The organism is Streptomyces sp. NPDC031049 (assembly GCF_055571015.1).
The window spans coordinates 294709-319896 of record NZ_JBVIGC010000007.1 but is presented as its reverse complement, the minus strand read 5'-3'; the positions used below and the strand labels follow the sequence as shown (position 1 = coordinate 319896).

At 74.7% G+C, this 25188-nt stretch carries 25 protein-coding genes; 13 read left to right on the top strand and 12 right to left on the bottom strand.

The features are described 5' to 3' along the window. Positions 1-38: 38 nt before the first annotated feature. The 5 genes from ACZ45Q_RS15110 to ACZ45Q_RS15090 are packed head-to-tail and all read left to right on the top strand — an operon-like array spanning position 39 to position 3214. A complete protein-coding gene (locus ACZ45Q_RS15110; RefSeq protein WP_468260263.1) occupies positions 39-1043 on the top strand; it encodes a Ppx/GppA family phosphatase in 1005 nt (334 codons plus the stop codon). Between the two features lie 43 nt (positions 1044-1086). Then, positions 1087-1269, top strand: a complete 183-nt coding sequence (locus ACZ45Q_RS15105; protein ID WP_468260260.1) for a hypothetical protein — start codon at positions 1087-1089, stop codon at positions 1267-1269. Between the two features lie 26 nt (positions 1270-1295). Continuing rightward, on the top strand, positions 1296-2318 hold the full coding sequence (locus ACZ45Q_RS15100) for an iron-containing redox enzyme family protein (RefSeq protein WP_468260257.1): 1023 nt from the start codon (positions 1296-1298) through the stop codon (positions 2316-2318). Between the two features lie 28 nt (positions 2319-2346). Beyond that, positions 2347-3009, top strand: coding sequence for a HemK2/MTQ2 family protein methyltransferase (locus ACZ45Q_RS15095; RefSeq protein WP_468260254.1), 663 nt, complete (start codon positions 2347-2349; stop codon positions 3007-3009). Continuing rightward, on the top strand, positions 2990-3214 hold the full coding sequence (locus tag ACZ45Q_RS15090) for a CDGSH iron-sulfur domain-containing protein (RefSeq protein WP_468260251.1): 225 nt from the start codon (positions 2990-2992) through the stop codon (positions 3212-3214). Before ACZ45Q_RS15095 ends, ACZ45Q_RS15090 begins: the two co-directional genes overlap by 20 nt. A 220-nt stretch (positions 3215-3434) precedes the next feature. On the opposite strand, the gene ACZ45Q_RS15085 is transcribed toward ACZ45Q_RS15090, so the two are convergent. After that, on the bottom strand, positions 3435-3869 hold the full coding sequence (locus ACZ45Q_RS15085; RefSeq protein WP_468260248.1) for a subtilase-type protease inhibitor: 435 nt from the start codon (positions 3867-3869) through the stop codon (positions 3435-3437). A 321-nt stretch (positions 3870-4190) separates the two neighbouring features. On the opposite strand from ACZ45Q_RS15085, the gene ACZ45Q_RS15080 reads away from it, so the two are divergent. Together ACZ45Q_RS15080 and ACZ45Q_RS15075 are read left to right on the top strand one after the other, a co-directional pair. Next, positions 4191-5360 carry a lactate 2-monooxygenase gene (locus ACZ45Q_RS15080; protein ID WP_468260245.1) on the top strand — a complete coding sequence of 390 codons (1170 nt, stop codon included), beginning with the start codon at positions 4191-4193 and terminating at the stop codon, positions 5358-5360. Positions 5361-5398: 38 nt separating this feature from the next. Further along, positions 5399-6379: a 2-hydroxyacid dehydrogenase gene (locus ACZ45Q_RS15075; RefSeq protein WP_468260383.1), complete on the top strand. Its 981-nt coding sequence runs from the start codon at positions 5399-5401 to the stop codon at positions 6377-6379. A gap of 57 nt (positions 6380-6436) precedes the next feature. On the opposite strand, the gene ACZ45Q_RS15070 is transcribed toward ACZ45Q_RS15075, so the two are convergent. From ACZ45Q_RS15070 to ACZ45Q_RS15055, 4 genes are all read right to left on the bottom strand, one after another. Further along, positions 6437-8053, bottom strand: a complete 1617-nt coding sequence (locus tag ACZ45Q_RS15070) for an RICIN domain-containing protein (protein WP_468260242.1) — start codon at positions 8051-8053, stop codon at positions 6437-6439. A 304-nt stretch (positions 8054-8357) separates the two neighbouring features. Continuing rightward, on the bottom strand, positions 8358-8735 hold the full coding sequence (locus tag ACZ45Q_RS15065; protein ID WP_468260239.1) for a toxin Doc: 378 nt from the start codon (positions 8733-8735) through the stop codon (positions 8358-8360). Between the two features lie 3 nt (positions 8736-8738). After that, a complete protein-coding gene (locus ACZ45Q_RS15060; RefSeq protein WP_468260236.1) occupies positions 8739-8984 on the bottom strand; it encodes a hypothetical protein in 246 nt (81 codons plus the stop codon). A 94-nt stretch (positions 8985-9078) separates the two neighbouring features. Beyond that, positions 9079-11322: a glycoside hydrolase family 9 protein gene (locus ACZ45Q_RS15055; RefSeq protein WP_468260234.1), complete on the bottom strand. Its 2244-nt coding sequence runs from the start codon at positions 11320-11322 to the stop codon at positions 9079-9081. A gap of 329 nt (positions 11323-11651) precedes the next feature. Between ACZ45Q_RS15055 and ACZ45Q_RS15050 the strand changes: the two genes are divergently transcribed. Further along, positions 11652-14036, top strand: a complete 2385-nt coding sequence (locus ACZ45Q_RS15050; protein ID WP_468260231.1) for a SpoIIE family protein phosphatase — start codon at positions 11652-11654, stop codon at positions 14034-14036. Positions 14037-14540: 504 nt separating this feature from the next. Beyond that, on the top strand, positions 14541-15179 hold the full coding sequence (locus ACZ45Q_RS15045; RefSeq protein WP_468260228.1) for a DUF4232 domain-containing protein: 639 nt from the start codon (positions 14541-14543) through the stop codon (positions 15177-15179). 46 nt (positions 15180-15225) lie between these two features. Here ACZ45Q_RS15045 and ACZ45Q_RS15040 read toward each other — a convergent pair whose 3' ends face one another. Further along, complete coding sequence (locus ACZ45Q_RS15040; RefSeq protein WP_468260225.1) at positions 15226-16194, bottom strand: aldo/keto reductase; 969 nt, start codon at positions 16192-16194, stop codon at positions 15226-15228. A 245-nt stretch (positions 16195-16439) separates the two neighbouring features. Between ACZ45Q_RS15040 and ACZ45Q_RS15035 the strand changes: the two genes are divergently transcribed. Further along, positions 16440-17273 (top strand): hypothetical protein, encoded by an 834-nt coding sequence (locus ACZ45Q_RS15035; protein ID WP_468260223.1) that lies wholly within the window; start codon positions 16440-16442, stop codon positions 17271-17273. Here the strand turns inward: ACZ45Q_RS15035 and ACZ45Q_RS15030 are convergent. The 4 genes from ACZ45Q_RS15030 to ACZ45Q_RS15015 all read right to left on the bottom strand — a co-directional run bounded on the left by ACZ45Q_RS15030 (position 17270) and on the right by ACZ45Q_RS15015 (position 20803). Then, a complete protein-coding gene (locus tag ACZ45Q_RS15030; protein WP_468260220.1) occupies positions 17270-17896 on the bottom strand; it encodes a flavoprotein in 627 nt (208 codons plus the stop codon). The genes ACZ45Q_RS15035 and ACZ45Q_RS15030 overlap by 4 nt on opposite strands. Positions 17897-17944: 48 nt before the next feature. Further along, complete coding sequence (locus ACZ45Q_RS15025; RefSeq protein WP_468260217.1) at positions 17945-18145, bottom strand: ferredoxin; 201 nt, start codon at positions 18143-18145, stop codon at positions 17945-17947. A 12-nt stretch (positions 18146-18157) separates the two neighbouring features. Continuing rightward, positions 18158-19381 carry a cytochrome P450 gene (locus tag ACZ45Q_RS15020; protein WP_468260215.1) on the bottom strand — a complete coding sequence of 408 codons (1224 nt, stop codon included), beginning with the start codon at positions 19379-19381 and terminating at the stop codon, positions 18158-18160. A gap of 501 nt (positions 19382-19882) precedes the next feature. Beyond that, positions 19883-20803, bottom strand: a complete 921-nt coding sequence (locus tag ACZ45Q_RS15015; protein WP_468260380.1) for a cation diffusion facilitator family transporter — start codon at positions 20801-20803, stop codon at positions 19883-19885. Positions 20804-21066: 263 nt separating this feature from the next. Between ACZ45Q_RS15015 and ACZ45Q_RS15010 the strand changes: the two genes are divergently transcribed. Next, positions 21067-22095, top strand: a complete 1029-nt coding sequence (locus ACZ45Q_RS15010) for a glutathione S-transferase family protein (RefSeq protein ID WP_468260213.1) — start codon at positions 21067-21069, stop codon at positions 22093-22095. A gap of 104 nt (positions 22096-22199) precedes the next feature. After that, complete coding sequence (locus tag ACZ45Q_RS15005) at positions 22200-22505, top strand: DUF4235 domain-containing protein (RefSeq protein WP_468260210.1); 306 nt, start codon at positions 22200-22202, stop codon at positions 22503-22505. Positions 22506-22612: 107 nt separating this feature from the next. Here the strand turns inward: ACZ45Q_RS15005 and ACZ45Q_RS15000 are convergent, their stop codons facing one another. Both ACZ45Q_RS15000 and ACZ45Q_RS14995 read right to left on the bottom strand, forming a co-directional pair. Then, positions 22613-23005, bottom strand: coding sequence for a VOC family protein (locus tag ACZ45Q_RS15000; RefSeq protein ID WP_468260208.1), 393 nt, complete (start codon positions 23003-23005; stop codon positions 22613-22615). 177 nt (positions 23006-23182) lie between these two features. Further along, positions 23183-24139 carry a GlxA family transcriptional regulator gene (locus ACZ45Q_RS14995; protein ID WP_468260205.1) on the bottom strand — a complete coding sequence of 319 codons (957 nt, stop codon included), beginning with the start codon at positions 24137-24139 and terminating at the stop codon, positions 23183-23185. A 71-nt stretch (positions 24140-24210) separates the two neighbouring features. On the opposite strand from ACZ45Q_RS14995, the gene ACZ45Q_RS14990 reads away from it, so the two are divergent. Then, on the top strand, positions 24211-25161 hold the full coding sequence (locus ACZ45Q_RS14990; protein WP_468260202.1) for an NADP-dependent oxidoreductase: 951 nt from the start codon (positions 24211-24213) through the stop codon (positions 25159-25161). Positions 25162-25188 lie beyond the last annotated feature (27 nt).

Here is a 25188-nt window from a genome sequence, read left to right as displayed (position 1 = left end):
GCCGTTGATCCCGCCCGTATCTGGGTACCTGCCGCTGCATGCGGATCAGCGTGGTGGATGTGGGATCGAACACGGTCCGGCTGGTGGTGGCGGACGCGGAGGGCGGGGTGCCGCTGCCGGTGCACACCGCGAAGTGGCGGTTGCGCCTGTCGGAGCTGGTCAAGCCGGGGTCCGCGATCCCCGAGGAGGCCGTCGAGCGGCTGGCGGAGGCGGTGGCGGACGCGAGCCGGACGGCGGGCCGCTGGGGGTCGGCCCCGCCCCTGGCCTTCGCGACGGCCGTGGTGCGGGCCGCCCCGAACCGGGCGGAGGTGCTGCGGACCGTGCGTGCCCGCACGGGCGTGGAGCTGTGCACCCTGCCGGGGGAGGTGGAGGCGGAGCTGACGTTCCTCGGGGCGCGGCGCTGGATGGGCTGGCGGGCGGGGCCGCTCGCCCTCATGGACATCGGCGGCGGGTCGCTGGAGATCGCCTTCGGGCGGGGCCGGCTGCCGGACTTCGTGGCCTCGCTGCCGCTGGGGGCGGGCCGGCTCACCCACGAGTTCTTCGGGGACGACGACCCCCCGCCGCCGGAGCGGGTGCGGGCGCTGCGCCGCCGGGTCCGCCACCAGCTGCGGGACGTCGCGGCCCGGATCCGCTGGGAGGGCCCGCGCACCGCCGTGGCCACCTCCCGCACGTTCCAGCAGCTCGGCCGCCTGTGCGGGGCCGCGCCCGGCCGCCACGGCCCGTTCGTGGAGCGGCAGTTGTACTGCGCCGACCTGCGGACGGCGATCGACCGGCTGGCCGCCCTGCCCGCCGCCGAACGCGCCGCGCTGCCCGGCATCTCCGCGCCGCGCGCCGCCCAGAGCCTGGCCGGAGCGGTGGTCGGGCACACGGCGATGAAGCTGACCGGGCTGCGGTCCGTGACGATCTGCCCGTGGGCGATCCGCGAGGGTGTCCTGCTGCGGCACATCGAGGACGGCCCGTCCTGGTGGGCGGAGATCACCCGCCGCCACGACGAGGCTCCCGCGGCCCCGGTGCCTCTGCGCATCGCGACCACGACGAGCTGACCCGGCCGAGCCGGCCGGCACCGAACCGAAGGAGGAGTCACCCGTGTCCGACCACGACGACCGCAAGCCCACCGAGCCCGAGACGGCCATCGACGAGATCCTGCGGGAGATCCGGGACGCCAGGCCCCGTGACGCGGAGTCGGACGAGCCGGACCCGCGCCGGGGCGAGGCCGGGGACGCCACCTCTCCGAACGTCGACGCCCAGGAGCAGTCCGGCGGGGAGTGACCGCCCGGCCCGGGTACCCGCCCGGCATGACGCACCAGGACCACAACCACGAAGAACCACAGCTGCCGACGGCCCGGGGCCCGCTCTCCGCGGCCGTCGGCGACCATCTGCGGGGCGCCGGCCCGCTGCCCGCCCCCGACGCCGTCGCCGCCGCGTCCCCCTACGGCGACGATCTCCAGCTCGCCCTCTACGTGTGCTACGAGATGCACTACCGGGGCTTCGCCGGGGTCGACCCGGGCCTGGAGTGGGACCCCGGTCTGCTGCGCACCCGGGCGGCGCTGGAGGACCGCTTCCTGTCCGCGCTCCGCGCCGACGTGCCGGTCCACGGCACGGTGGACGACGCGATCGGTGAGCTGCTGGTGGAGCCGGCCGACGGAACCGGTGTGTCCCACTTCCTGCGCGACGAGGGCCAGCTGTGGCAGCTGCGGGAGTACGCCGCCCAGCGTTCGCTGTACCACCTGAAGGAGGCCGACCCGCACGCCTGGGTGCTGCCGCGGCTGTGGGGCCGGGCCAAGGCGGGGATGGCGGCGGTGGAGTTCGACGAGTACGGCGGCGGCCGTGCCGACCGGGTGCACGCCCGGCTGTTCGCCGATCTGATGACCGATCTGGGGCTGGACACCGCCTACGGGCGGTACCTCGACGCGACCGGCGCGGAGTGCCTGGCCACGGTGAACCTGATGTCGCTGTTCGGGCTGCACCGCCGCCTGCGCGGGGCGCTGGTGGGCCACTTCGCCGCGGTGGAGATCACCTCGTCGCCGGGCTCCCGCAGGCTCGCCGAGGCGATGCGCCGCACGGGGGCCGGAGCGGCCGCCGAGCACTTCTACGACGAGCACGTCGAGGCCGACGCGGTGCACGAGCAGGTGGTGCGCCACGAGGTGATCGGGGGCCTGCTGGAACAGGAGCCGCACCTCGCGCCGGACGTCGTGTTCGGCATCGACGCCACCGGCTTCGTCGAGGACCGCTTCGGCGCCCGGCTGGTGGACGCCTGGCGCTCGGGCCGGCCGACGCTGCGCGCCCCGCTGCCGGAGCCGGCCGGCGCACCGTTCTGACCAGGGTTGATTTCGCCAGGTGGGGTACTTGGGTGCCGTGAATCCGTTGGTACCACCGGGCGTCTACGCCCCGCAGGAGGACACCGAGCTGCTGGCCGGTGCCCTGTCCGACGAGTCCTTGCCGGCCGGTGCGGCCGTCCTCGACGTGGGCACCGGGACCGGTGCGCTGGCCCTGGCGGCGGCGCGGCGGGGCGCCCGGGTGACCGCGGTCGACGTGTCCTGGCGGGCGGTCGTCACCGCCCGGCTCAACGCCGCCCGGTCCGGGCTGCCACTGCGTGTGCGGCGCGGGAACCTGTTCGATCCGGTACGGGGTGAGACCTTCGACCTGGTCCTGGCCAACCCGCCGTACGTGCCGGCGCCCCGGGGCGGCCGCCGTCCGCGAGGGGCGGCCCGGGCCTGGGACGCGGGCCACGACGGGCGGCTGCTGCTGGACCGGATCGGCGACGAGGTGCCGGGACTGCTGCGGCCGGGCGGTGTGCTGCTGCTCGTGCAGTCCGCGCTGGCCGATCCGGAGCGGACGGTCGGGCACCTGCGGGCCGGCGGTCTGAAGGCCGCCGTCGTCCGGCGCCGGCGGATCGCCTTCGGCCCGGTGGTCCGCGGCCGGGAGGGCTGGCTGCGCCGCCGGGGTCTGCTGTCCGCCACCGAGAACAACGAGGAGCTGGTGGTCGTCCGTGCCGAACTCCCCGTCTGACTGCCCACGCCGGATCACCGTCCAGCGCCGGGGCCCGATCCTGGTGGAGGGCCCGGTGGAGGTCGAGCTGGAGGACGGCACGACGGTGTCGTCCGACCGCTTCCGGGTCGCGTTGTGCACCTGCCGGCGCAGTCGCCGCTATCCCTGGTGCGACACCAGCCACCGTGCCCGGACCCCTCGCCCGGACCGGACCGCTCAGGAGTGACGGCGTCCCGGCGGCGCGCATCCAGGTCCCCGGCGGGCCCGTGATGCCGGCGGGCCCGGGGGGGGGGGGGGGGGGGGGGGGGGGGGGGGGGGGGGGGGGGGCGCCCCCCCCCCCCCCCCCCCCCCCCCCCGGTGCGGGACCGCAGACCCTCCGCGGCAGCGCTCGCACTCCCCAGCAGCGAGCCGCCGGTCACGCCGCGGACACGGGTGCGGTCCCGGTCTCAGAACGTGAAGACGCTCGCGCTGTGGGCGTTCTTCACGCAGGGGTTGCCGAAGGTGCGCTCGTCGGCGATGCGGCGGCCCTCCCAGACGCCCTCGACGGTGACGACGACGGGGTCGTACTCCTTGGTGCACATCACGTCGTCCGTGGCCGTCAGGGCGTGCAGGTCGGCCTCGGCGCCGCGCAGTTCGGCGCAGGCCTGCTCGGGGTCCGGGTGGGTGCCGGAGGGCGTCGGGGCGCAGCTGAGGGTGACGGCGCGCATCGGGGTGGCCAGCGCCGCGTTCTCGCCGTGGCCCACGGTGAGCACCAGGGCCGAGGGGGCGTAGAGCGACGCGGGGGCGTTGTCCGGGCCAGCGAGCGCGGCGCCCGCGAGGGGGCCGCAGGTGGTGGTGATCGCGAGGCCGAGGGTGGTCGCCCAGCGCGCGGTGTTCCGCATTGTGTGCATCCTTCCGCTGTCCGTTCGAGGGTGTGCCGGCCCGGCTCGGTCGGTGCCGGGGACGGCGAGCGCGAGTCTGCCGAGTCCGCCGCCGAAACACACCTCGACCCCCCGCGTTTCAGTAACCTTGCGTATTGAATCAGTGGCGTGAAGTTACGGAATACGAACGTTTCAACGCCGTATCCACCCGACTCTTGATCGCTCCGGGTGGCCGGATGGCGCGATTGACGCGTTCCGCAATAGGCCTGAAACATTCCGCTTGCTTACTCGCGAGTATGGTCGGGGCGACGCGAACTCGACGACGAGAGGCGGAGCGTGCGGATGGCGAAGCACTGGGCCGACTTCCAGTACGAGATCTACCTGAACGGGATGACGGGTGCCGTGCCACGGCTGCCCACCGATCTGACCCGCCTGGAGCAGCTCGCCGAGCAGCGGCTCGGCCCCGGGCCCGTCGGCTACGTCGCGGGCGGCGCCGGTGACGGCAGCACCGCCCGCGCCAACCGGGCGGCGCTGGCACGGCGCAGGATCGTGCCGCGGATGCTGCGCGACGTGCACGAGCGGGACCTGTCGGCCGAGGTGCTGGGCCGTGCCCTGCCCGCCCCGCTGGCGCTGGCCCCGGTCGGGGTGCTGTCCATCATGCATCCGGACGCCGAGCCGGCCGCCGCCCGGGCCGCCGCCGCGCAGGGTGTGCCGTACATCCTGTCCTCCGCCTCGAGCACGCCCATGGAGCAGGTGGCGGAGGCGATGGGCGACGGTGAGCGCTGGTTCCAGCTGTACTGGCCGAAGGACCGGGAGGTGGCCCGCAGTTTCCTGGACCGGGCGAAGGCCGCCGGGTTCACCGCGCTGTTCGTCACCCTGGACACCCCGCTGCTGTCCTGGCGCCCGCGCGACCTGGACCAGGCCTACCTGCCGTTCCTGCGCGGCGTCGGCACCGCCAACTACTTCACCGACCCGGCGTTCCGGGCGGGTCTGGCCAAGCCGGTGCACGAGGACCCGGACGCGGCGGTGATGCACTTCGTCGGGATGTTCTCCGACCCGGGCAAGACCTGGCCGGATCTGGCGTTCCTGCGCGAGAACTGGGACGGCCCGATCGTCCTCAAGGGCGTGCTGCACCCGGACGACGCCCGGCTCGCCGCCGACGCCGGGATGGACGGCGTGGTGGTCTCCAACCACGGCGGCCGGCAGGTGGCCGGTTCCGTGGCCGCGGCCGACGCCCTGCCGCGCGTGGCGGACGCGGTCGGTGACCGGCTCACCGTCCTGTTCGACAGCGGCGTACGCACCGGTGACGACGTGTTCAAGGCACTCGCGCTGGGGGCGCGGGCGGTGCTGCTCGGCCGGCCCTACGTCTACGGACTCGGCCTCGACGGGCAGGCCGGGGTCGAGCACGTGATCCGGTGCCTGCTCGCCGAACTCGACCTCACGCTCGCCCTGTCCGGGCACGCCACACCGGCCACGCCCGGCCGCGCCGACCTGGTGGAGGACCCGGCATGAGCGGAGTCGACGGCGTCCCGGCCGACGAGGAGACCGCCATGACCGAGGCGAAGAACGTGCTCGCCGTCGTCTCGCCCCACGTCGGCGGCCGCAGGGCCGGCGCCGGGCTGGCGGGCCTCTTTCCCGGCGGGACCCGGGTCACCGTCGTCGAGGCGGCCGACGAGGACCCGGCCGCCCTGCGCGAGGCACACGTGGTCGTCACCGCGCTCGCCCCGCTGACGGCCGCTCATCTCGCCGCCGCCGCACGCCTGGAGCTGGTGCAGTGCGCCAGCCACGGCTTCGACTACGTCGACACGGAGGCGGCCCGCGCACGCGGCATACCGGTGTGCACGATCGGGTCCAGCGGCGCCGAGGCGCAGAACGTGGCCGAGCAGACCTTCGCGCTGATGCTGGCCCTGGCCAAGCAGCTCCTCCCGGCCCATCGGGCGCTCACCGAGGCCGACTGGGCGCTCCCCCGGCTCCAGGGCTCGCTGACCGAGCTGTCCGGCAAGACGCTCGGCGTCGTGGGCCTGGGCCGGATCGGGCAGCAGGTCGCCCGGCGCGCCGCGGCGTTCGACATGACCGTCGTCTACGCCGGGCGGCACCGGGCGGCCCCCGGGACGGAACAGCGGCTCGGGGGCGCCCGGCACGTCCCGCTGGAGGAGCTGCTGCGCACCGCGGACTACGTCACCCTGCACACCCCGCTCACCGACGAGACGCGGCATCTGCTCGACGCCGGGCGGCTGGCGCTGCTGAAGCCGACGGCGTTCGTGGTCAACACCGCGCGGGGCGCGCTGATCGACCAGGACGCCCTGGCGGACGCGCTGGAACGGGGCGCCCTGGCCGGGGCGGGCATCGACGTCTTCGACCCCGAGCCGCCCACCCCGGCGCTGCGCCTGCTGAAGGCCCCGAACGTGGTGCTGTCGCCGCATGTCGGCGGGGTCACCCGCGAGACGGTGGTCCGCATCGCCCTGGCCGCGGTCCAGAACGTCTCGTCGTTCCTCGCGGGCGAGCCGCCCCGGGACGTGGTGAACGGCTGACCTGCGCCGGCGGGCACCGGCTCCGGCCCCGCCGGTGCCGGCCGGCCCTTGAGGCCGTCAGCCGCCCGAGACGGGCACGGGCCGGGCGGCCGGGGCGCTCGACCCGGCGATCGACAGCGACCCGTCGGTCACCGGCTCGGTCCGCCAGCGCTGCGCCTCGGTGCCGTCCCGGACCTTGACCACCACATCGGCCTCCGGCGCTCCGGTGGTGCTGGTCAGGGCGAGCTGCTCCTGCCAGCGGGGCAGCAGTTCGCCCCGCACGGTCCGGTCGTACCGCACGTCGTCGCCGCGCTCGGTGCCCTCGTCGGCGCAGGTACCGAGGATGACGACGCCCGCATCGGCGTGCGAGTCCAGGCACAGCCCCGGGTCGGCCACGCTGCGCAGCCGCCCGTCGTCCTCGTACGTCCACTGCTGGGTCCAGGTCTCGGAGCACTCCGCCAGCCGGGCCCCCGCCCCGGCGCGCGGCTCGCCGCGCACGTCGAGGCAGAGCCCGGCGTCGACGTTGCGCAGCCGGGCCTGGCCGGCCGCGGTGGGCGGTACGGCGGCCGGCGGTGCCGGGGTGGTGGTGGCGCCGGGTGCGCCGTCGCGGTCGGCGGCGCTGGTGGAGGCGGCCGGGTCGGCGCCGCTGCCGTCGTAGGACCACACGCTCACCACGAGCATCGTCACCAGGACGCCGGCCGAGGCCGCGCCGACACCCCTGAGCATCGAGCGGGCGGACCAGGGGCGGACCGGACCGCCGCGGCCGCCGGGACCACGGCGCGCCGCCACGGGGAACCGCGCCAGCAACCCGGTCGGCCGGGCGCGGTGCCGGGCGGAGCCCTGGGCGCCGGAGCGGGAGGCCGTGCGTCCCGGGCGGGAGTCGAGATAGCGGCGGGCGCCCCAGCCGAGCACCGCCTCGGCGAGCAGGGTCCCGAGCCCGCCGCTGAAATGGCTCAGCTGTTCGGCCGCGTGCCGGCAGTGCCGGCACTGGGCGAGATGGTCCTTGACGTCCGGCAGCAATTCGCCGCCCCGGCGAATGGGGACGTCCAGGAGCCGGTTGTAGAAGCGGCAGTCCTGCGTCGGGGCGAGTTGCTGATGGGCGTGTACACAGCCGTCGCGGAATGTGTCCCGGGCCTGTCCGAGAGTGGCCGAGGCCGTGTCGAGGTCCATGCCGAGCAGTCCGGCCGGCACGGATATCGGTTCGGCCTCGACCTCGGTGTGCCACAGCAGACAGCGGGAGGGCGCCGGAAGGGAGGCGAATGCCCGCGCGGCCAGTGTGCGGTTTTCCGGTATCAGCGACTTCGCGGCCCGCATGCCCCGGCCGCCCGCCGGTTTCAGCAGTTCGGGAACGGCGGCGGTCATTCTGTCGTCGGCGGACCACTGGCGGACCGTGTCCCGCACGGCCACCAGCAGCCGGGGGCGCAGTGCGGTGGCCGACTCGCCCTCGGCGAGCCGGCCCAGGACCCGGTGGAAGGCGGCGGCGGTGACCATGGCGGCGGCGCTCGCCGAGGAGGCGAGGCACACGGCCGCGTAGTCGTGGGCCGGCTGCCAGTGCCGGGCGGTCAGCAGGGCGACGGCTTCGGCGGCCTCGCTCTCGGGGCGGCCCCGCAGCCGGGCGGCGAGGGCCTCGTCGGACTCTCCAGGATCACCGCCGGAGGGAGGGTGGAGCGGTCGAGGGGGGTGGGGGGTGGGCACTGAGACGGTTCCTTCCCACGCGCGCGTTGCACACATGTTCTCCGTCCGAAAAGGAGCCCGGATTGGTGCATACCTTTTGGGACGCTGCACGGGGAGCAGGAATTCACCGCCGGAGATTCGGCCCCGGTTCTCCAAGGCGCGTGCGACACCCGGCCATTACCCCCCGCACGGGTGCCTCACTCTCGCACAAACCCTCATGGTCAACAAGGCGCACGGAGAACTTGCGCCAGCGGCCCAGACCATTGAAAGAAAGTCAGAATCCTTTTCCGCAACCCAGCGGGAAAGGGGCCCCGGCGCCCCCGGCTCAGATCTGCCAGGAGCGCAGCCGGTCGGCCGCGCCGTAGACGTCGGCCTTGCCGGACATCAGATCGCGGGCGAGGTCGACCAGCGCGCCGTAGGGCGGGTCGATGCCGACGCCGCTGACGAACATGTACGCCACCGCCGTCGCACAGGCGAAGCGGGCGTTGGCCGAGGGCAGGGGCTTGAGCACGGCGAGCGTGTGCAGCAGCGCGGCGGCCCGCCAGGCGGGGTCGGAGTCCACACCGAGCCGGGGCGGGTCGACGCGGTGCCGGGCGACGGCGGCGACCAGGGCGGAGAAGTCGTTGACCGTCGGCTGGTCCGGCAGCACCTCCTCGTGGCGCTGCAACAGCCAGGGAACGTCGATGTGAACGACCGGCGCCATGGGTCAGGCCGCCCGCCCCTCGCCCCGGCCGGGCGGTTCGTCGTCGGGGAAGGCGGCCGCGAACTCGTCGGCGTGCGTCCGGAAGAAGCGACGGAACGCCTCCGCGCCCTCTTGCAGTGCCCGGTGCCTGGCGATGTCGGCGGCGGCGGCCTCGCGCACGAGGGCCTTCATCGACGTACCGCGTTCCTTGGCTATCTGCCGCAGGTCCTCGAGCTCGCGGTCGCTGAACTCCACGTTCAGGGCTGGCATGCCCCCACGGTACCGCTCGGGTACTGACCCGTAAATATCCCCAGGTCAGATACGGAATCGAACGGTACCGCGAAGGCGTCGAACGAGTGGTCGGTCAACTCTGGTCGGCGACGAAGGCCGCCATCCGCACCAGGGCCGCGTTCCAGTTGATGGTGATCTCGTTGGTCGACCAGGACTGGATGTCGTCGAGGTAGCAGAACTGCGCCACGCAGCCCTGGAGCTTCTCCTGGGCGACGGGGTCCTGGATGGAGGAGTTCGGGCCGCCCGAGAGCGAGCCGTCCGGCGGCTGGGGCAGCGCCGGGTCGAGCTGCCTGGCGTACCAGCGGCTGTGCTGGTTGCGCGCGTGGACCTCGCCGTAGCCGGTGACGTAGGAGATGTTCAGCGCGTTGCGGCCCAGGACGTAGTCCATGCTCTGCACCGCTGCGTCACGGTACTTCGACGCGCCCGTGATGTCGTAGGCGGTGGCGATGACGACGGCGTTGTTGAGGACCTGGTGGGTGGAGCCCCAGTCGTACCTGTTGTCCTCGGGGGCGTACGGCATGCCGTACGGGTGCGCCTTCAGCGTGGCCAGATAGCGGTCGGCGCCCTCGACCACCGAGCGGCGCACCTCGCCCCGGCCGGGCAGCCGGCTGGGCACCGTCGCCAGGTCGAGCCGGGCCGCCGCGGCGGTGCGGGCCCAGTCGAAGCCGAGCGGGCCGAAGATGTCGGCGGTGTGCACCGGCGAGGAGAGCACGTGGTCCCGGAACTCCCGCTCCCCGGTGGTCAGGTACAGCTCGGCCGCCGCCCAGTAGAACTCGTCCCGCACGTCCCGGTCGGGGTAGGCCCCGCCGCCGATGCCGTCGTTCTCGTCGGCGTACACCTCGGGGTGGGCGAGCGCCGCCTCCCACGCCGTGCGCGCGGCGGCGAGGGCGCGCCGGGCGAAGTCGCGGTCGTACGGCTTGTACAGCCGGGCCGCCTGGGCGGCGGTGGCCGCCAGGTTCAGGGTGGCCGCGGTGGTCGGCGGGTGCAGTTCGCGCTTCTGCGGGTCGTCGGCGGGCATCAGGGGCAGGCCGGTCCACGCCTCGTCGTGGATCTTGTGGTGCGCCATGCCCGCCAGCGGCTCGCCCTGCGGGACCTGCATCTTCAGCAGGAAGTCCAGCTCCCAGCGGACCTCGTCGAGCAGGTCGGGCACCTTGTTGCCGCTCTCCGGGATGTCGAGCGTGCCGTCGCGGAAGGCGGCCCGGTCGCCGGTCCGCGCGTGCAGGGCGCGCTCGTAGGTGCTCAGCAGCTCCCACACGGAGATGCCGCCGTTGACGACGTACTTGCCGTGGTCGCCGGCGTCGTACCAGCCACCGGAGACGTCGAGGCGGTGGTCGCACACGCCCGGCTGGCACGGCACGTCGGTGTCGCCCTGGTTGGGCGCCACGCCCACGTGGCCGGCGGCACGGCCGTAGCCCGGGCGCAGGTCGTCCCGGATGGCGACGCCGCTGCGCTGCGTGTAGTAGAACTTCGCGGCGTCGGTGCGCAGCCGGTCGTAGGCGCGCGTGCCGATGGCGAAGGGGCGGCTGGTCTCGCCGTCGGCCACCAGGGTGTAGCCCTCGCCGCGCCGGGTGTGGCGGCCGAAGTCGATCGAGTGGACGTTCTGCCCGGAGGAGGCGTCCACCCCGCGCGGCTCGCTCCAGCCGCGGGCGACCACACGGCCGTCCGCGTTCTTCAGCCGCCAGGGCAGCCGCTCGGTGGCGTCGGTGACCAGGGTGGCGTTCTTGGGGCCGGAGGGCAGGTAGGCGACCTGGTTGACGCGGACCCGGGGGCCGGTGTCCGGCTCGTACGGCTCCGGCGCCACCCCGCCCAGCAGGGACACGTCGTCCACGCAGAAGCGCCAGGCGTCCGCGCTGCCGCCGAGCTGGAAGGCGACCTGGCCCTGGGCGGTGTCGGCGGGTGCGGTGAAGGTGTACGTGTAGGTGTTGCCGGAGACGCTGAGCTGCGGGCTGACCTCGTAGTAGGTGTCGTACGGCGCCGCGGCCAGGCCCACCAGGGCCCGCACCACGTGGTCGGCGGGCGTGCCGTCCGCCGTGAAGGAGAACCGGTACGACTCCCCCTCCACGAGGGCGATGTCGTTCTGGCCGACGATCACGTCCCAGCGGTTCGCGGTGCCGCCGGGCACGTCGGCGCAGAGCCGGCCGTCGACCGGGGCCGCGGTGACGTTGGCGGTCGTCCACCAGGACTCGGTGCCGTTGTCGAAGGTGCCGTTCCTGACCTGCTCCGTCTCGTCGGCGCCGGCCGGGGTGGCGGGCAGCGCGGTGAGCGCGGTGGCCAGCAGGGCGGTCAGGGAGAGCAGAGCGGTGCTGCGTCTGCGCACGTCGGGGCTCCTCGGAGGGGTCAAAGGGACGTCGGAAGCCGTTACGGGAGTGCATGGGAGCGCTCCCAAGAATCGGACACGGATATGCTTGTTGCAGGCATGACACCCCGTCAACGGTCGTGACAGGACTGATTGCCCTCTCCCTCGTCCGCGGGCGGGCGGCTCCGCGCGGCCGGCCGGCCGGATGCGGGGCGGTTCCGGCGCGGGGACGGGCGCGCGGGCGGTGGCGTCACCGCGGGGTTCGGCCACCCGGCCACGGCCGGACGCACTAGGCTGGTACCCAAGTGACACACCTGTTGACGGTGAGTGTGCGCGATGGAGTGGCGACGATGAGCCCGGTCAACCCGTTCGACGATGCCGCCCCGGCCCGGGCCGTCATCGACGCCACCGGCGACGTGCTGGAGTGGAACGAGGCGGCGCGACGGCTCCTCGGGCACACCGCGTCCGACATCGTGGGCCGGCCCGCCGCCGAACTGCTCGCCGACCCGGCGGCCCTGGCGTTCTTCGGGCCCCGCGACAACCGCTGGAGCGGCACGCTCACGCTGCGGCACCGCGACGGCCGCACCGTCTCCGCGTGGGTGCTCGCCCACCGCCGGCCCGCGCCGGACGGCGGTCCGGGCACCTGGCTCGCCGTCAGCCCGCCCGACCGCGACGGGTCCGGGCGCCCCGACGACCCGCTGGTCCGGGCGGCGCTGTCCCAGTCCCCCTGCGCGACGATGATCTTCGACGAGCGGCTCCGTCTGCACGGTGTCAACGACGCCATGGCGCGGCTGCTGGAACTGCCGGCCGAGCGTCTGCACGGGCTGCGGCCCACCGACATCGGCAGCCGCCCGCAGCACGCGGAACTCGAGGACAACCTGCGGCGCGTCCTCGCCACGGGGCGGGGCCACGACATGCACACGTACATGAAGGCCGCGGGCGAGGAGCGCGGCGCCCACGCCTGGCTGGCCCGGCTCGCCCCGCTGACCGCCCCCGACGGCCGGGTGCGCGGTGTCTGCCTGACCGCCCACGACTTCACCGAGCAGCACCGCGCCCGGGAGCGGCTGAACCTGGTCAACGAGGCCAGCGTGCGCATCGGCACCACCCTCGACGTCACCCGGACGGCGCAGGAGCTGGCCGCGGTGTGCGTGCCCGCGCTCGCCGACTTCGTCAGCGTCGATCTGCTCGACGCCCGGGAGTACGGCGGGGAGAGCGCCGGAGCGCCGGCCCCGCCGGTGAGCCTGCGGCGCACGGCGCACCGGTCGATCACGCCGGGGTGCCCGGAGGCGGTGGCCGAACCCGGGCAGGTGGACGTCTATCCGGCCGGCTCCCCGCAGGCCGAGTCACTGGTGACGGGCGGCGCGGTCGTGGCCGCCGTGCCCGCCGGGGACACCGAGCGGTGGCGCACCTGGGACGAGGTCGGCTTCCGGCGGCTCGAGGAGCACGGCATCCACTCCACGATGTCCGTCCCGCTCCAGGCCCGCGGCAGCACCCTCGGGGTGGCGGTCTTCACCCGCTTCCGGCGCCCGGAGCCGTTCACCCACGACGACGTGCTGCTGGCCGAGGAGGTCACCGCGCGCGCCGCCGTCTGCATCGACAACGCCCGCCGGTACTCGCGGGAGCGGGAGACGACGCTGACCCTCCAGCGCAGCCTGCTGCCGCGGGCGCTGCCGCCCACCGCCGCGGTCGAGGCGGCCTCGCGATATCTGCCGGCGGCGCGCTCCGGGGTCGGCGGCGACTGGTTCGACGTGATCCCGCTGTCCGGGATGCGGGTCGCCATGGTGGTCGGGGACGTCGTCGGCCACGGCATCACCGCCTCGGCCACCATGGGCCGGCTGCGCACCGCCGTCCGCACGCTCGCCGACATCGACCTCGCCCCCGACGAACTGCTCACCCACCTCGACGACCTGGTCGTGCGCCTGTCGGAGGAGTCCGGCGGCAACGGTGCCGACGAGGTCGGCGCGACCTGTCTGTACGCGGTGTACGACCCGGTGTCCCGGCGGTGCACCATGGCACGGGCCGGTCATCCGCCGCCCGTCGTGCTGCCGCCCGGCGAGCCCGCGCACCATGTCGACCTGCCCACGGGCCCGCCGCTGGGCGTGGGCGGGCTGCCGTTCGAGTCCGCCGAGATCGCGCTGGCGGAGGGCAGCGTCCTGGCGTTCTACACCGACGGCCTGGTGGCGGGCCGGGACCGGGACCCCGACACGGGCCACTCCCTGCTGGTGCGGACCCTGGCCTCGGCCGCCGCCTCGCTGGACCTGACGTGCGACCGGGTGCTGCACGCCCTGCTCCCGCCGGGCGGCACCACGGACGACGTGGCACTGCTGCTGGCCCGGACCCGGGGCCTGCCCGCCTCCCAGGTCGCGACCTGGGACATCCCCGCCGACCCGGCGCTGGTCGCGCCGATCCGCAAGCAGGTGCTGGACCAACTCGCCGAGTGGGCGCTGCTGGAGGCGTCCTTCACCGCCGAGCTGGTGGTGAGCGAACTGGTCACCAACGCCATCCGGTACGGCACGGCGCCCATCCGGCTGCGGCTGATCCACGATGCGTCCACGCTGATCTGCGAGGTGTCCGACACCAGTCACACGGCGCCGCATCTGCGCCGCGCCAAGACGTGGGACGAGGGCGGGCGCGGACTGCTGCTGGTCGCCCAGCTCACCCAGCGCTGGGGCAGCCGGCACACCGCCGACGGCAAGACCATCTGGGCCGAGCTGACCCTCCTCGGCGAGGAGTGACCCCCGGTTTCCCGGGCCGCGCCGCGGGACACCCGGTCCTCAGGGCGTGCGGTGCGGGCGGAAGCGGCCGTGCCGCACGCGGCCGACCTCCTCGGGAGTGGAGAAGCGATGGCGAAGACGTCCCGGCCCCTGCGATCCGAACCCGGCCCGCCCGGCCCCGGCCGGCCACCGTGCGTCCGGCCCGCGCGGTCGGAACCCGCGCCACCAGAACCGGGGCGGCCACCGTCCGTCCGGCCCGCACGATCGGAACCCGTGGCGTCCGGGCCCAGGCGGCCGGAATCCGGGGGGCCGGAACTCGCGCCACCGGAACCCGGACGGTCCGGACCCGGACGGTCCGGACCCGGGCGGTCCCGACCCGGCCGGTGGCCGTCCGTCGGGCCCGTGCCGCCCGGCCCCGGGGGGCCCGAGCCCCTGCCGCCCGGACCCGGGCGGTCGCCGTGGGTGCGGGCGGTCGCCGGACGGACCGGTCCCGCGGCGGGGTGGTTCCGGTCCGGGCGGCGGGCCGTGCTGCTCGTGGGCGCGGTCGCGGTGCTCGGCGCGCTCACCGCCTGCGGCGGCGAGGGCGCCGCGACCGGCAGCCCGCAGCCCACCCGCGCCGACCGCACGGCCGGTACCCCCGGCACGTCGCCCGGCACCGCCGCGACGGGCTCTCCCACCGCGGCTGACACGGCCTCTCCCACCGCCGGCGACACGGCCGCGTCCGCCTCGGCGTCCGCCCGGACCGACGGCCGCTGCCACACCTCCGAACTGCGCGCGTCCGTCGGCCGCGTCGACCCGGGCGCCGGTCAGCGCAACTTCCCGATCGTGCTGACCAACACCTCCGACCGCACCTGCACGCTGTACGGCTATCCGGGCGCCGCCTTCGTCGACGCCTCCGGCGAGCAGCTGGGCCCCGACCCGGAACGCGTCCCGGCGTCACCGCAGACGGTCCGGCTGACGCCGGGTGCCAGCGCCTGGTCGGGGCTGTCGTTCGCGAGTCCGCAGATCAGCGGGGCGCGCACCGCCGAGCCGGCCGCGCTGCTGATCACCCCGCCGGACGAGCACCACCCCCTGAAGGTCGCGTGGACGGCCGGCGAGGTGCCCGTGGGCGGCAACGAGTCGTCGGTCTCCGTCACCGCCCTGGCCCCCGGCAAGGGGCCCTGAGCCCGGGACGACGGGGCCCTGCCCCCCGTCCCGGCCCGGGCGGCCCTCAGTGGCCGGCGATCGGGTGCGGGGTGTAGGGCCGCTCCAGTTCCTCGATCTCCTTGTCGGTCAGGGTGAGTTCGACGGCCGCCACGGCGTCGTCGAGGTGCCCCGGCCTGGACGCGCCGACGATGGGCGCGGTCACCGTGTCCCGCTGGAGCAGCCAGGCGAGGGCGACCTGGGCGCGCGGGACGCCGCGCTCGCCGGCGATGCGGGTGACCGCCTCGACGATGGCCCGGTCGCCCTCCTGGTAGAGGGTGCTGCCGAAGCCGTCGGTGGCGCTGCGCTCGGTGGTGGTCCCCCAGTCGCGGGTGAGCCGGCCGCGGGCGAGCGGGCTCCACGGCAGCACGCCGACGCCCTGGTCCGCGCAGAGCGGCAGCATCTCGCGCTCCTCCTCGCGGTAGAGCAGGTTGTAGTGGTTCTGCATGGACACGAACCTGGTCCAGCCGCGCAGCTCGGCGGTGTACTGCGCCTTGGCGAACTGCCAGGCGTACATCGAACTGGCCCCGATGTAGCGCACCTTGCCGGCCCTGACCAGGTCGTGCAGGGCCTCCATCGTCTCCTCGATCGGCGTGTGCGCATCCCAGCGGTGGATCTGGTACAGGTCCACGTAGTCGGTGCCCAGCCGCCGCAGGCTGTGATCGATCTCCGTCATGATCGCCTTGCGGGACAGGCCGCCGCCGTTGGGGCCGGGCCGCATCCGGCCGTGCACCTTGGTCGCCAGGACGATCTCGTCGCGGCGGGCGTACTCGGCGAGCGCGCGCCCGACGATCTCCTCGCTGGTGCCGTCGGAGTAGACGTTGGCGGTGTCGAAGAAGGTGATGCCCGCCTCCAGCGCCTGGCGGATCAGGGGCCGTGAGGCCTCCTCGTCGAGCGTCCACTCGTGCTTGCCGCGGTCGGGCAGGCCGTAGGTCATGCACCCCAGACAGATCCGCGACACGTCCAGGCCCGTCGAACCGAGCTTCACGTACTGCATCGTTGCTGCTCCCGCCTTCTGGATCACTACGGGTGGAGCGTACGCGTTGGTGTGTGCTCCACGTCCAGGGCGCCTCGTCCCCGACCGGCACGGTCGTTGCTGCCCCCAGGTGACCGACCGGCGTGGGAGCGGGGGGCGTGCCGCGCGGCTGCCGCATCCTCGGCGCAGACGGCCGGCGCCCGGCCGGCCGCGAACGTCCGCGGGAGGAACGCGTGCCGACACGTGCGAGAACGACTCCGAGACGAGTGACGACCCTGGCCGGTGCCGCCGCACTGTGCCTCGCCCTGATCACACCGGCGTGGGCCCGGCCGGCGCCCGAGCCGGACGCCCCGGCGCGGGCGACGCTGTGCGCGCCGGCCGGGACCCTCCGCGGCACGGACGGGCAGCGGGCCGCGGTCGACCTGTGCGCCTCGGCGGGCGCCCGCGGCATGGAGGTGTCGGCCCCGGCGACCTGCCGGCGGCCCGGCACCGGGACCCGGTACGCCTGTCTGACCTCCGGCACCTGGACCGCGCGGCGGGACGGCAGGACGGTCGCGTCCGGGACGCTGCCCGGCTCGGACCCGGTCCACCCGGGCCCGGGGACGTACGAGATCACGGCCACGGTGCACGCCCGTTCCGTGCCGGAGGGCGTGGACCTGCGCGGCACCGTCCGCACCACGCTCACCCTGACCACTCCCAAGCCGGCGCCCACCCACCGCGTCGAGGTGGACCGGCGCACCCTGCGGCCCGGGGCCACGACCACGCTCACGTACACGGTGCACCGCGACAGCGACGCGGGCGACGGCAGCGCGCGGTTCGGCCTCATCGGGGAGGAGGGCTCCGGCGTGACCCTGGCCACGGACGACGCCCGGTGCGTCAACCCGCTGGTCGGCCGCCACCCGTCGACGGACCGGTTGCGCCACGCCCTGGACTGCGCCCTGACGGACCTTCAGCCGGGCCGCCCGGCCACGGTCCGGGTCGACGTGACCCTCGGCCGGTCCTGCTCGACCGTGGTCTCGAAACTGGGCTACTGGATGCCGCGGGGCCAGGAGGTGTACACGGGAGGCATGCTGGTCGGGCCGGCGGTCGGCTGCGCCTAGCGGGTGCCCCGGGGGCGCCCGGCGGGTGCCCCCGTGGTGCGCCTGGACGTGCGTGGACGTGCCTGGCCCTGCCCGTCCGCCCGTTCGACCAGGTCCAGGGCCCGCTCCCAGTCGAAGTCGGGGCGGCGCCCGTCCGGCCCCGGCTCCCCGGTGTACCGCTCGCCGAAGCGGACGCCCATCCCGCGCAGCCGGGCGAGGCTCTCCCGGTAGGCGGGGTGGGCGGCGAGCGCGTCGGCCACGCAGGGCAGGACGGCGACGGGCACGCCGAGGCCGCAGGCCTCGCAGAGGGTGCCCAGGGCGACGCTGTCGGCGAGGCCGGCGGCCCACTTGTTGACGGTGTTGAAGGTGGCGGGCGCGACGATCACCGCGTCCGGTGGCGGGAACGGGCGCGGTTCGCCCGGCGGGCGGGGCCGGGCACGGACCGGGCGGCCGGTCTGGGCGGCGACGGCGGCCGGATCGAGGAAGCCGTCCGCCGCCGCGGTCGGGGTGGCGATCACCCCGACCTCCCAGTCGCGTTCCTGCGCCGCCGTGATCAGTTTGCTGACGTCCGCGGCGGCGCCCGCGGCGCACACGACGACGTAGAGGAACGGCTTCCGGGACGGTTTCGGGTCCGCTGCGGTCATCCCGGAACCCTAACGAACCCTGACGCGACCGGCCGCGGGGCCCGTGGGTCAGGAGACCGTCCCTGACACGGTGATGGCGGAGACCGGGCAGGCGCGGGCCGCCTCGCGGAGCAGCGGGCTGCCGCCGCCGTCCTCCCGGCCGGGCAGCACGGTGCTGTAGCCGTCGTCGTCCTGGGTGAACACCTCCGGCGCGGTCAGGGCGCACTGGCCGGCGCCGATGCAGAGGTCCTTGTCGATGTCGATGCGCATGTCCGGAGCCTCCTACCAGGCCACGGGGAGTTCCAGCATCCCCTGGATCGTGTCGCCGGGTTTGCAGGGGATCTCCTCGGACGGGACCGCCAGGCGCAGCGTCGGCAGCCGCTCGAGGAGGGTGCGCAGGGCGATCTCGAGTTCGGCGCGGGCCAGGTTCTGGCCGAGGCACTGGTGGATGCCGAAACCGAAGGCGACGTGGTGGCGGGCCGGGCGGTGCCAGTCGAGGGTGTCGGGGTCGGGGTAGACCGCGGCGTCCCGGTTGATGACGGAGGTGGCGAAGACGACGCCGTCGCCCGCCCGGATGGTGTGGCCGTCCACCTCGATGTCCTCGGTGGCCCGGCGGAGCAGGCCGTCGGCGATGGACAGCATCCGCATCAGTTCCTCGACCGCGGAGGGCAGCAGGCCCGGGTCGGCGCGCAGTTCGGCGAGCCGCTCGGGGTGCCGCAGCAGGGTGTAGGTGCCGAGCGAGATCATGTTCGCGGTCGTCTCGTGTCCCGCGACCAGCAGGATGACCGCCAGGGAGACGAGTTCGGCGCGGCCGGCCGCGCCGTCCCCCTCCGGCCGCCGGACCAGGTCGTCCAGCAGGCCGGTGCCGGGCTCGCGCCGCTTGCGGTCGACGAGCCCGCCGAGGTACGCCTCCAGTTTCTCGCGGGCGTCCTGGACGTCGTCCGCGGTCGCGCCGCGCAGCAGGCGGCGGGACTGCTCCTCGAAGAAGTCGTGGTCGGCGTAGGGGACGCCGAGCAGGGCGCAGATCACCATGGAGGGCACCGGCAGCGCGAAGGCGGAGACCAGTTCGGCGGGCGGGCCCTGCGTGATCATCGCGTCGAGGCGGCCGTCCACGATCTCCTGGATGCGCGGGCGCAGGGCGGCGGCCCGTTTGAGGGTGAACTCGGGCAGGACCAGCTTGCGCTGGGCGTGGTGCTCGGGGTCGTCGACGCCCAGCAATGCGGCCCTGCGGTCGCGCACCCCGGCGAAGCGGGGGGCGGTGACGGGGAAGCCGGGGTGGGTGCGGTCCGTGGACAGCCGCCGGTCGGCCAGGAGCCTGCGCGCGGCGGCGTGGCCGGTGACCATCCAGACCGGGCGGCCGTCGTAGAGGGTGACACGGGTCAGCGGCCGGGCGGCGCGCAGCGGGTCGTAGCCGGTGGGCGGGTGGTAGGGGCAGGTGCGGTCCTGGGGGAAGGCGACGGGCGCCGTGGGCGGGGCGGTGACGTGCGCGCCGCCGGCGTCCGTCATGTCTGTTGTGTCCGTCGTGTCCGGCATGGAAGACCTCGCAGACGAAGAGTGCGTCGTGCCGGTCTTCATTAGATGCCTTGGGCACCTATCCGGCGACGGGAAGTTCGGCCAGACCGGGTGCGGCGGCGAACTGGCCGAGGATCGACGCCGGGCCGCTGCGCCCGCCCCGCCGCGCTCGCCCCGTACGGCCGCGGCACCGTCCTCGCCCCGCCGACGGCCCCGGCCTCGTCGCGCCGACGGGATGCGGCTCGGTGGCGTGCGCATGATCGGTCCCGCGCGGCACGGCCCGGCCGGCACCTGGCGCGATGCCGACGCCGGCCCGGCCGCACGGGTCGCCGGATCTGATCCGATCGCACGGCAGGACCCGCACCGGCCCGGGCAGCTTCCCGGCGCGTGGGCGGTCAGGGGCCGGCGGACGTGGGTCCGGCGGCCCGTTGTCGCACGCTCGGAGGAATGTGTGGCCGTGGGTGCATGAATCCGCGGACACCGGGCACGCGTGGGTCAGGCCCCGCCGCGCTCCCCCGTCGCGGCGGGGCTTTCGGCTGCCTCACGGGCCGGCCGGTCCGTCACGTCGAGGAAGATCTGCTGCGCCTCGGGAACGGTGCGCGCGATGGACCGCTTGATGCGGACCGCGACCTCCTCGACGCGCTCGCTGTCCAGGCCCGGCACCAGGTCGACGCGGGCGGCGACCAGGGCGGAGTCGATGCCGGTCTTCATGGTGAACAGCGCCTCGACGCTGTCGATCTCCGGCTGCGCCCGAAGCAGCGCCCGGATGCGTCCGCTGGCCTCGGGGTCGGCGGCCTCGCCGATCAGCTGGTCGCGGGCCTCGCGGCCCAGCCGGTAGGCCACGTACACGAGCAGTGCGCCGATCCCGAGCGAGGCCACGGCCTCGTAGACGACCCGGCCGGTGACCATGTGCAGCACCATGCCGGCCATGGCGAGCGTCACGCCGAGCACCGCGGTGCCGTCCTCGGCGACGACCGTGCGCAGCGCCGGGTCCCGCAGCCCGCCGTCGGTCCCGCCCTGCCGGCGCGCCTGGTACAGGGCCCGCAGCAGCGAGCCGCCCTCGGCGAGCAGGGCGACGGCCAGCACGATCAGGCCCGCCACGTATCCGCCGAGGTCGTCCTCGCCGCCCGTACGCAGCGCCTCGACGCCCTGGTAGAACGAGAAGCAACCGCCCATGACGAAGATGCCCACGGCCGCGAGCAGCGACCAGAAGTACCGCTCCTTGCCGTAGCCGAACGGGTGACGCCGGTCGGCGGGGCGGCGGCTGCGGCGCAGCGCGGCCAGCAGGAACACCTCGTTCATGCTGTCGGCCACGGAGTGGGCCGCCTCCGACAGCAGTGCCGGGGAGGAGGCCATCAGGCCGCCGACCGCCTTGGCGGTGGCGATCACCAGGTTGGCCGCCAGCGCGACCAGCACGGTGACCCGGGTCCTGCGGTCCGCCTTCCGCCCCTCGCGGTCCTTCCCGCCGCGCCTGTCTCCGTCGCCCTGGGAATGCGTCTTCTCTTCCGTCGATGTGCCGCTCACGACTCGCCGACTGCCCGCCACCCGCCGGGCTCACACCCCCTGTGCGGGTGGCCCACCAGTGCCGACGGCCCGAAACGGGGAACGCGTCCAGACGGGGAACGCCTCCGGACGGGGAAGGCGTCCCGCACGGGCGGACACTCGAGGGAGGAGAGGACATGAGCGGCGGCGAGGACGATCGGCCCGGCAACAGCGCCTACGGCAGGAAGGCCTTCAAGCGGTCGAAGAGCCACTTCGCGGACCGGATCACCGCCGACGGCCGGGACGGCTGGCCGGTGGAGCCCGGCCGGTACCGGCTGGTGGTCAGCCGGGCCTGCCCCTGGGCGAGCCGCGCACTGGTCTCGCGTCGGCTGCTGGGGCTGGAGGACGCGTTGTCCCTGGCGATCGCCGACCCGGTCCAGGACGACCGCAGCTGGCGGTTCACGCTCGACCCGGACGGCCGTGACCCGGTGCTCGGCATCGGCTTCCTCAGCGAGGCGTACGACGCACGGGAGACGGGTTACCCGGGCGGGGTGAGCGTCCCGGCGGTGGTGGACGTGCCCAGCGGGCAGCTGGTCACCAACGACTACCAGCAGATCACCCTGGACCTGGCCACCGAGTGGACCTCCCTGCACCGTGCGGGCGCCCCCGACCTCTACCCGGAGCCGCTGCGGGACGAGATCGACGAGGTGATGGCCGGCGTCTACGAGGACGTCAACAACGGCGTGTACCGGGCGGGCTTCGCCACCGGCCAGGAGGAGTACGAGGCCGCGTGCACCGCGGTGTTCCGCCGGCTGGAGCTGCTCACCCCCCGGCTGGAACGGCAGCGCTACCTGGTCGGCGACACCCTCACGGAGGCGGACATCCGGCTGTTCACCACCCTGGTCCGCTTCGACGCCGTCTACCACGGCCACTTCAAGTGCAACCGGTGGAAGCTGGCGGAGAACCCGGTGCTGTGGGCCTACGCCCGGGACCTGTACCAGACGCCCGGATTCGGCGACACCGTCGACTTCGACCACATCAAGCGCCACTACTACCAGGTGCACACCGGCATCAACCCGACCCGGATCGTGCCCCTGGGCCCCGACCTGTCCGGCTGGCTCACCCCGCATCACCGGCAGGAACTGGGCGGCCGCCCGTTCGGGGACGGGACGCCGCCGGGTCCCGTCCCCACCGGCGAGGAGGTCCCGGCGGCGGGCCGGCCCTGACCGCGGACGCCGGACGCCGGACGCCGGACGCCACGGAGAACGGCGCAGAGCCGGACCGGCACAGGACGAACGGAACTCACCAGACCCCGACCAAGGAGAACCTCGTGGGCAAGAAGACCAAGAAGAAGCAGCTCTCGCTGGCCTACAAGCCGGTCGGCTTCGTGCTGGGCTGGGCGGGCGGCGCACTGGCCGGCATGGCCTTCCAGAAGACGTGGAAGGTGCTCCGGCACGAGGACGACGCGCCCGACGCGCTCGACCCGGACCGCGGCTGGGGGGAGATCCTGCTGGCCGCGGCGGTGCAGGGCGCGATCTTCGCCGTGGTGCGCAGCGCCGTCGACCGCACGGGCGCCAAGGCCATCGCGCGGCAGACCGGTGTCTGGCCGACCAAGGAGACCAGCGGACGGGACTGACCGGGCGGGCCCGGCGTCCGGTCCGGCGGCCTGCCGTCGGACCGCCCGGCGCCGGGCTCAGCCCCGCTCGGGACTCACCGGGCTCACCCCGCTCGGGACTCACGGGCTCAGCCCTGCTTGGGACTCGTCGGTGGGCTCAGGCGCAGCGTGAAGGAGTGGCCCGCGGGGTCGGCGTAGCTGCGTTCCTCGTACGGCCCCAGGGCCTCCTTGGCCTCCATCGGCCGCCCGCCGAGCCCGACGACCTTGCGCTCGGTCTCGTCCAGGTCGTCCACCACGAAGTCAAGGTGGGCCTGGAGGGAGTTCTCGGGCCGCGGCCAGCTCGGCGGGGTGGCGTTCACATCGCGCCGGAACGCCATGCGGAAGCCGCCGGCGCCGCTGATCTCGACCCGGTTGGCGCTCGTGTGCGTCTCCTCGGCGTCCAGCAGGCCCTTGTAGAACTCGGCGAGTTCCTCGGGGCGGGCGCAGTCGAGCACCACGACGCCCGCGGTCACCAGTGCCATCTTCTCCTCCGGAGGTCCTGGGTCCGGGGCGTCGTGTGCCCCGGACCCCCGTACCCTGCGGATATCCCGGCCCGCCGGATTCAGTCGGGCGCCGGGCCCGGCCAACCCGCCTGTCCCGGCGGGGCGTTGGCGGCGCCGCCCCGGGGACGGCTCGGTGATGTGCGGGGGACGGCTCGGTCAGCGGGACGACTGGAAGGTGCGCCGGTAGGCCAGCGGGGAGACGCCGATCGAGGCGTGCAGATGCCGGCGCAGGGAGGCGCCGGTGGCGAAGCCGACCCGGCCGGCGATCTGGTCCACGGACAGGTCGCTGGACTCCAGCAGGTGCCGGGCGCGGGCGACGCGCTGCTGGACGAGCCAGCGGCCGGGGCTGAGTCCCACCTCGTCGTGGAAGCGGCGGGCGAACGTGCGCAGGCTCATCCCGGCGTGGGCGGCGAGGTCCGCGAGCGACAGTGACGCGTCGAGGCGTTCGAGGGCCCAGGCGCGGGTCGCGGCGGTGCCGGCCGCCCCCTGCGCGGGAACCGGCTGCTCGATGTACTGCGCCTGCCCGCCGTCCCGGAACGGCGGGACCACGCAGCGGCGGGCGACGGCGTTGGCGAGGGCGCTGCCGTGGTCGGTGCGGACGAGGTGGAGGCAGACGTCGACCCCGGAGGCGGCACCGGCGGAGGTCAGCACCCGGCCGTCGTCGACGAAGAGGACGTCGGGGTCGAGGCGTACGTGCGGGTACATGCGCCGGAACAGGTCCGCGACGGCCCAGTGGGTGGTCGCCCGGCGGCCGTCCAGCAGCCCGGCCGCGGCGAGGACGAAGGCGCCGGTGCAGATGGAGACGATCCGTGCGTCGGGCCGGATGCGGGCGAGGGCGGCGGTGACCTCGGCGGGCGGTTCGGCCGTGACGAGGGCGGGCGGGACGGCCGCGACCACCACCGTGTCGGCCGTCGCCAGGATCTCGGGGCCGTGCTCGGCGGTGACGGTGAAGCCCGCGTCGGTGCGCACCGGCCGCCCGTCGGCGGTGCAGGTCAGCACCTCGTACCGGCCGTCGGCCGCGCCCAGGATGCGGCTGGGGATGCCCAGTTCGAAGGCGTAGGCGCCGTCGACGGCGAGGACCACGACACGGTGGGGGCGACGCGAGCGCTGCATGGCACGATCGTATCGCAAGGTGGCAATCTTGCCATTTCCCTGGCGGGCGGGAACCGGCACGCTGGACGACCATGAACGATGTGAAGCAGATGCGAGCCATCAGCCAGGACACCCTCGGCGGTCCCGAGGTGCTGCGGGAAGTGCGGCTGGAGCGTCCCGAACCGCGCCCGAACGAGGTGCTGGTGCGGGTGCGCGCCGCCGGGGTGAACCCGACCGACTGGAAGCACCGGGCGAACGGCGGCTTCCTGGGCCGGCCGCCGTTCGTGCTCGGCTGGGACGTCTCGGGGGTGGTCGAGGCGACCGGGATCGGCGTCGCCGAGTTCCGGCCGGGCGACGAGGTCTTCGGGATGCTGTCGTACCCGTTCGGCCACGGCTCCCACGCCGAGTACGTCGCCGCACCGGCGCGGGCCTTCACCCACAAGCCGGCCGGGATCGACCACGTCCAGGCGGGCGCGCTGCCGCTGGTCTCGCTGACGGCGTGGCAGGCGCTGGTGGAGCGGGCGGAGCTGCGGTCCGGGCAGCGGGTGCTGATCCACGCGGCGGCGGGCGGCGTGGGCCATGTGGCGGTGCAGATCGCCAAGGCCCGCGGTGCGCATGTGATCGGCACCGCCAGCGCGGGCAAGCACGACTTCCTGCGGTCGATCGGCGTGGACGAGCCGGTGGACTACCGGGAGACGGACGTCACCGAGGCCGTGCGGGACGTCGACGTGGTGCTCGACACCCTCGGCGCGGAGACCTCCGTCCGCTCGCTGCGCGTCCTGCGCCCGGGCGGGATCGTGGTCTCGATCCTGCCGGTCGGCTCGGCGGAGTTCCACGAGGAGGCGGAGCGGCTCGGGGTGCGGGCCGTGCGGATGCTGGTCGACGCCGACCGCAGCGGCATGCGGGAGATCGCCGCCCTCGCGGAGTCGGGGCGGCTGCGCGCCACGGTCGAGCGGACGTTCCCGCTGGGCGAGGCCGCCGAGGCGCACGCCGTCGGTGAGCGGGGGCGGACCACGGGCAAGCTCGTCCTGGTGATGGACTGACCCGCCGTCCGGGTGCGGCCGGTGAAC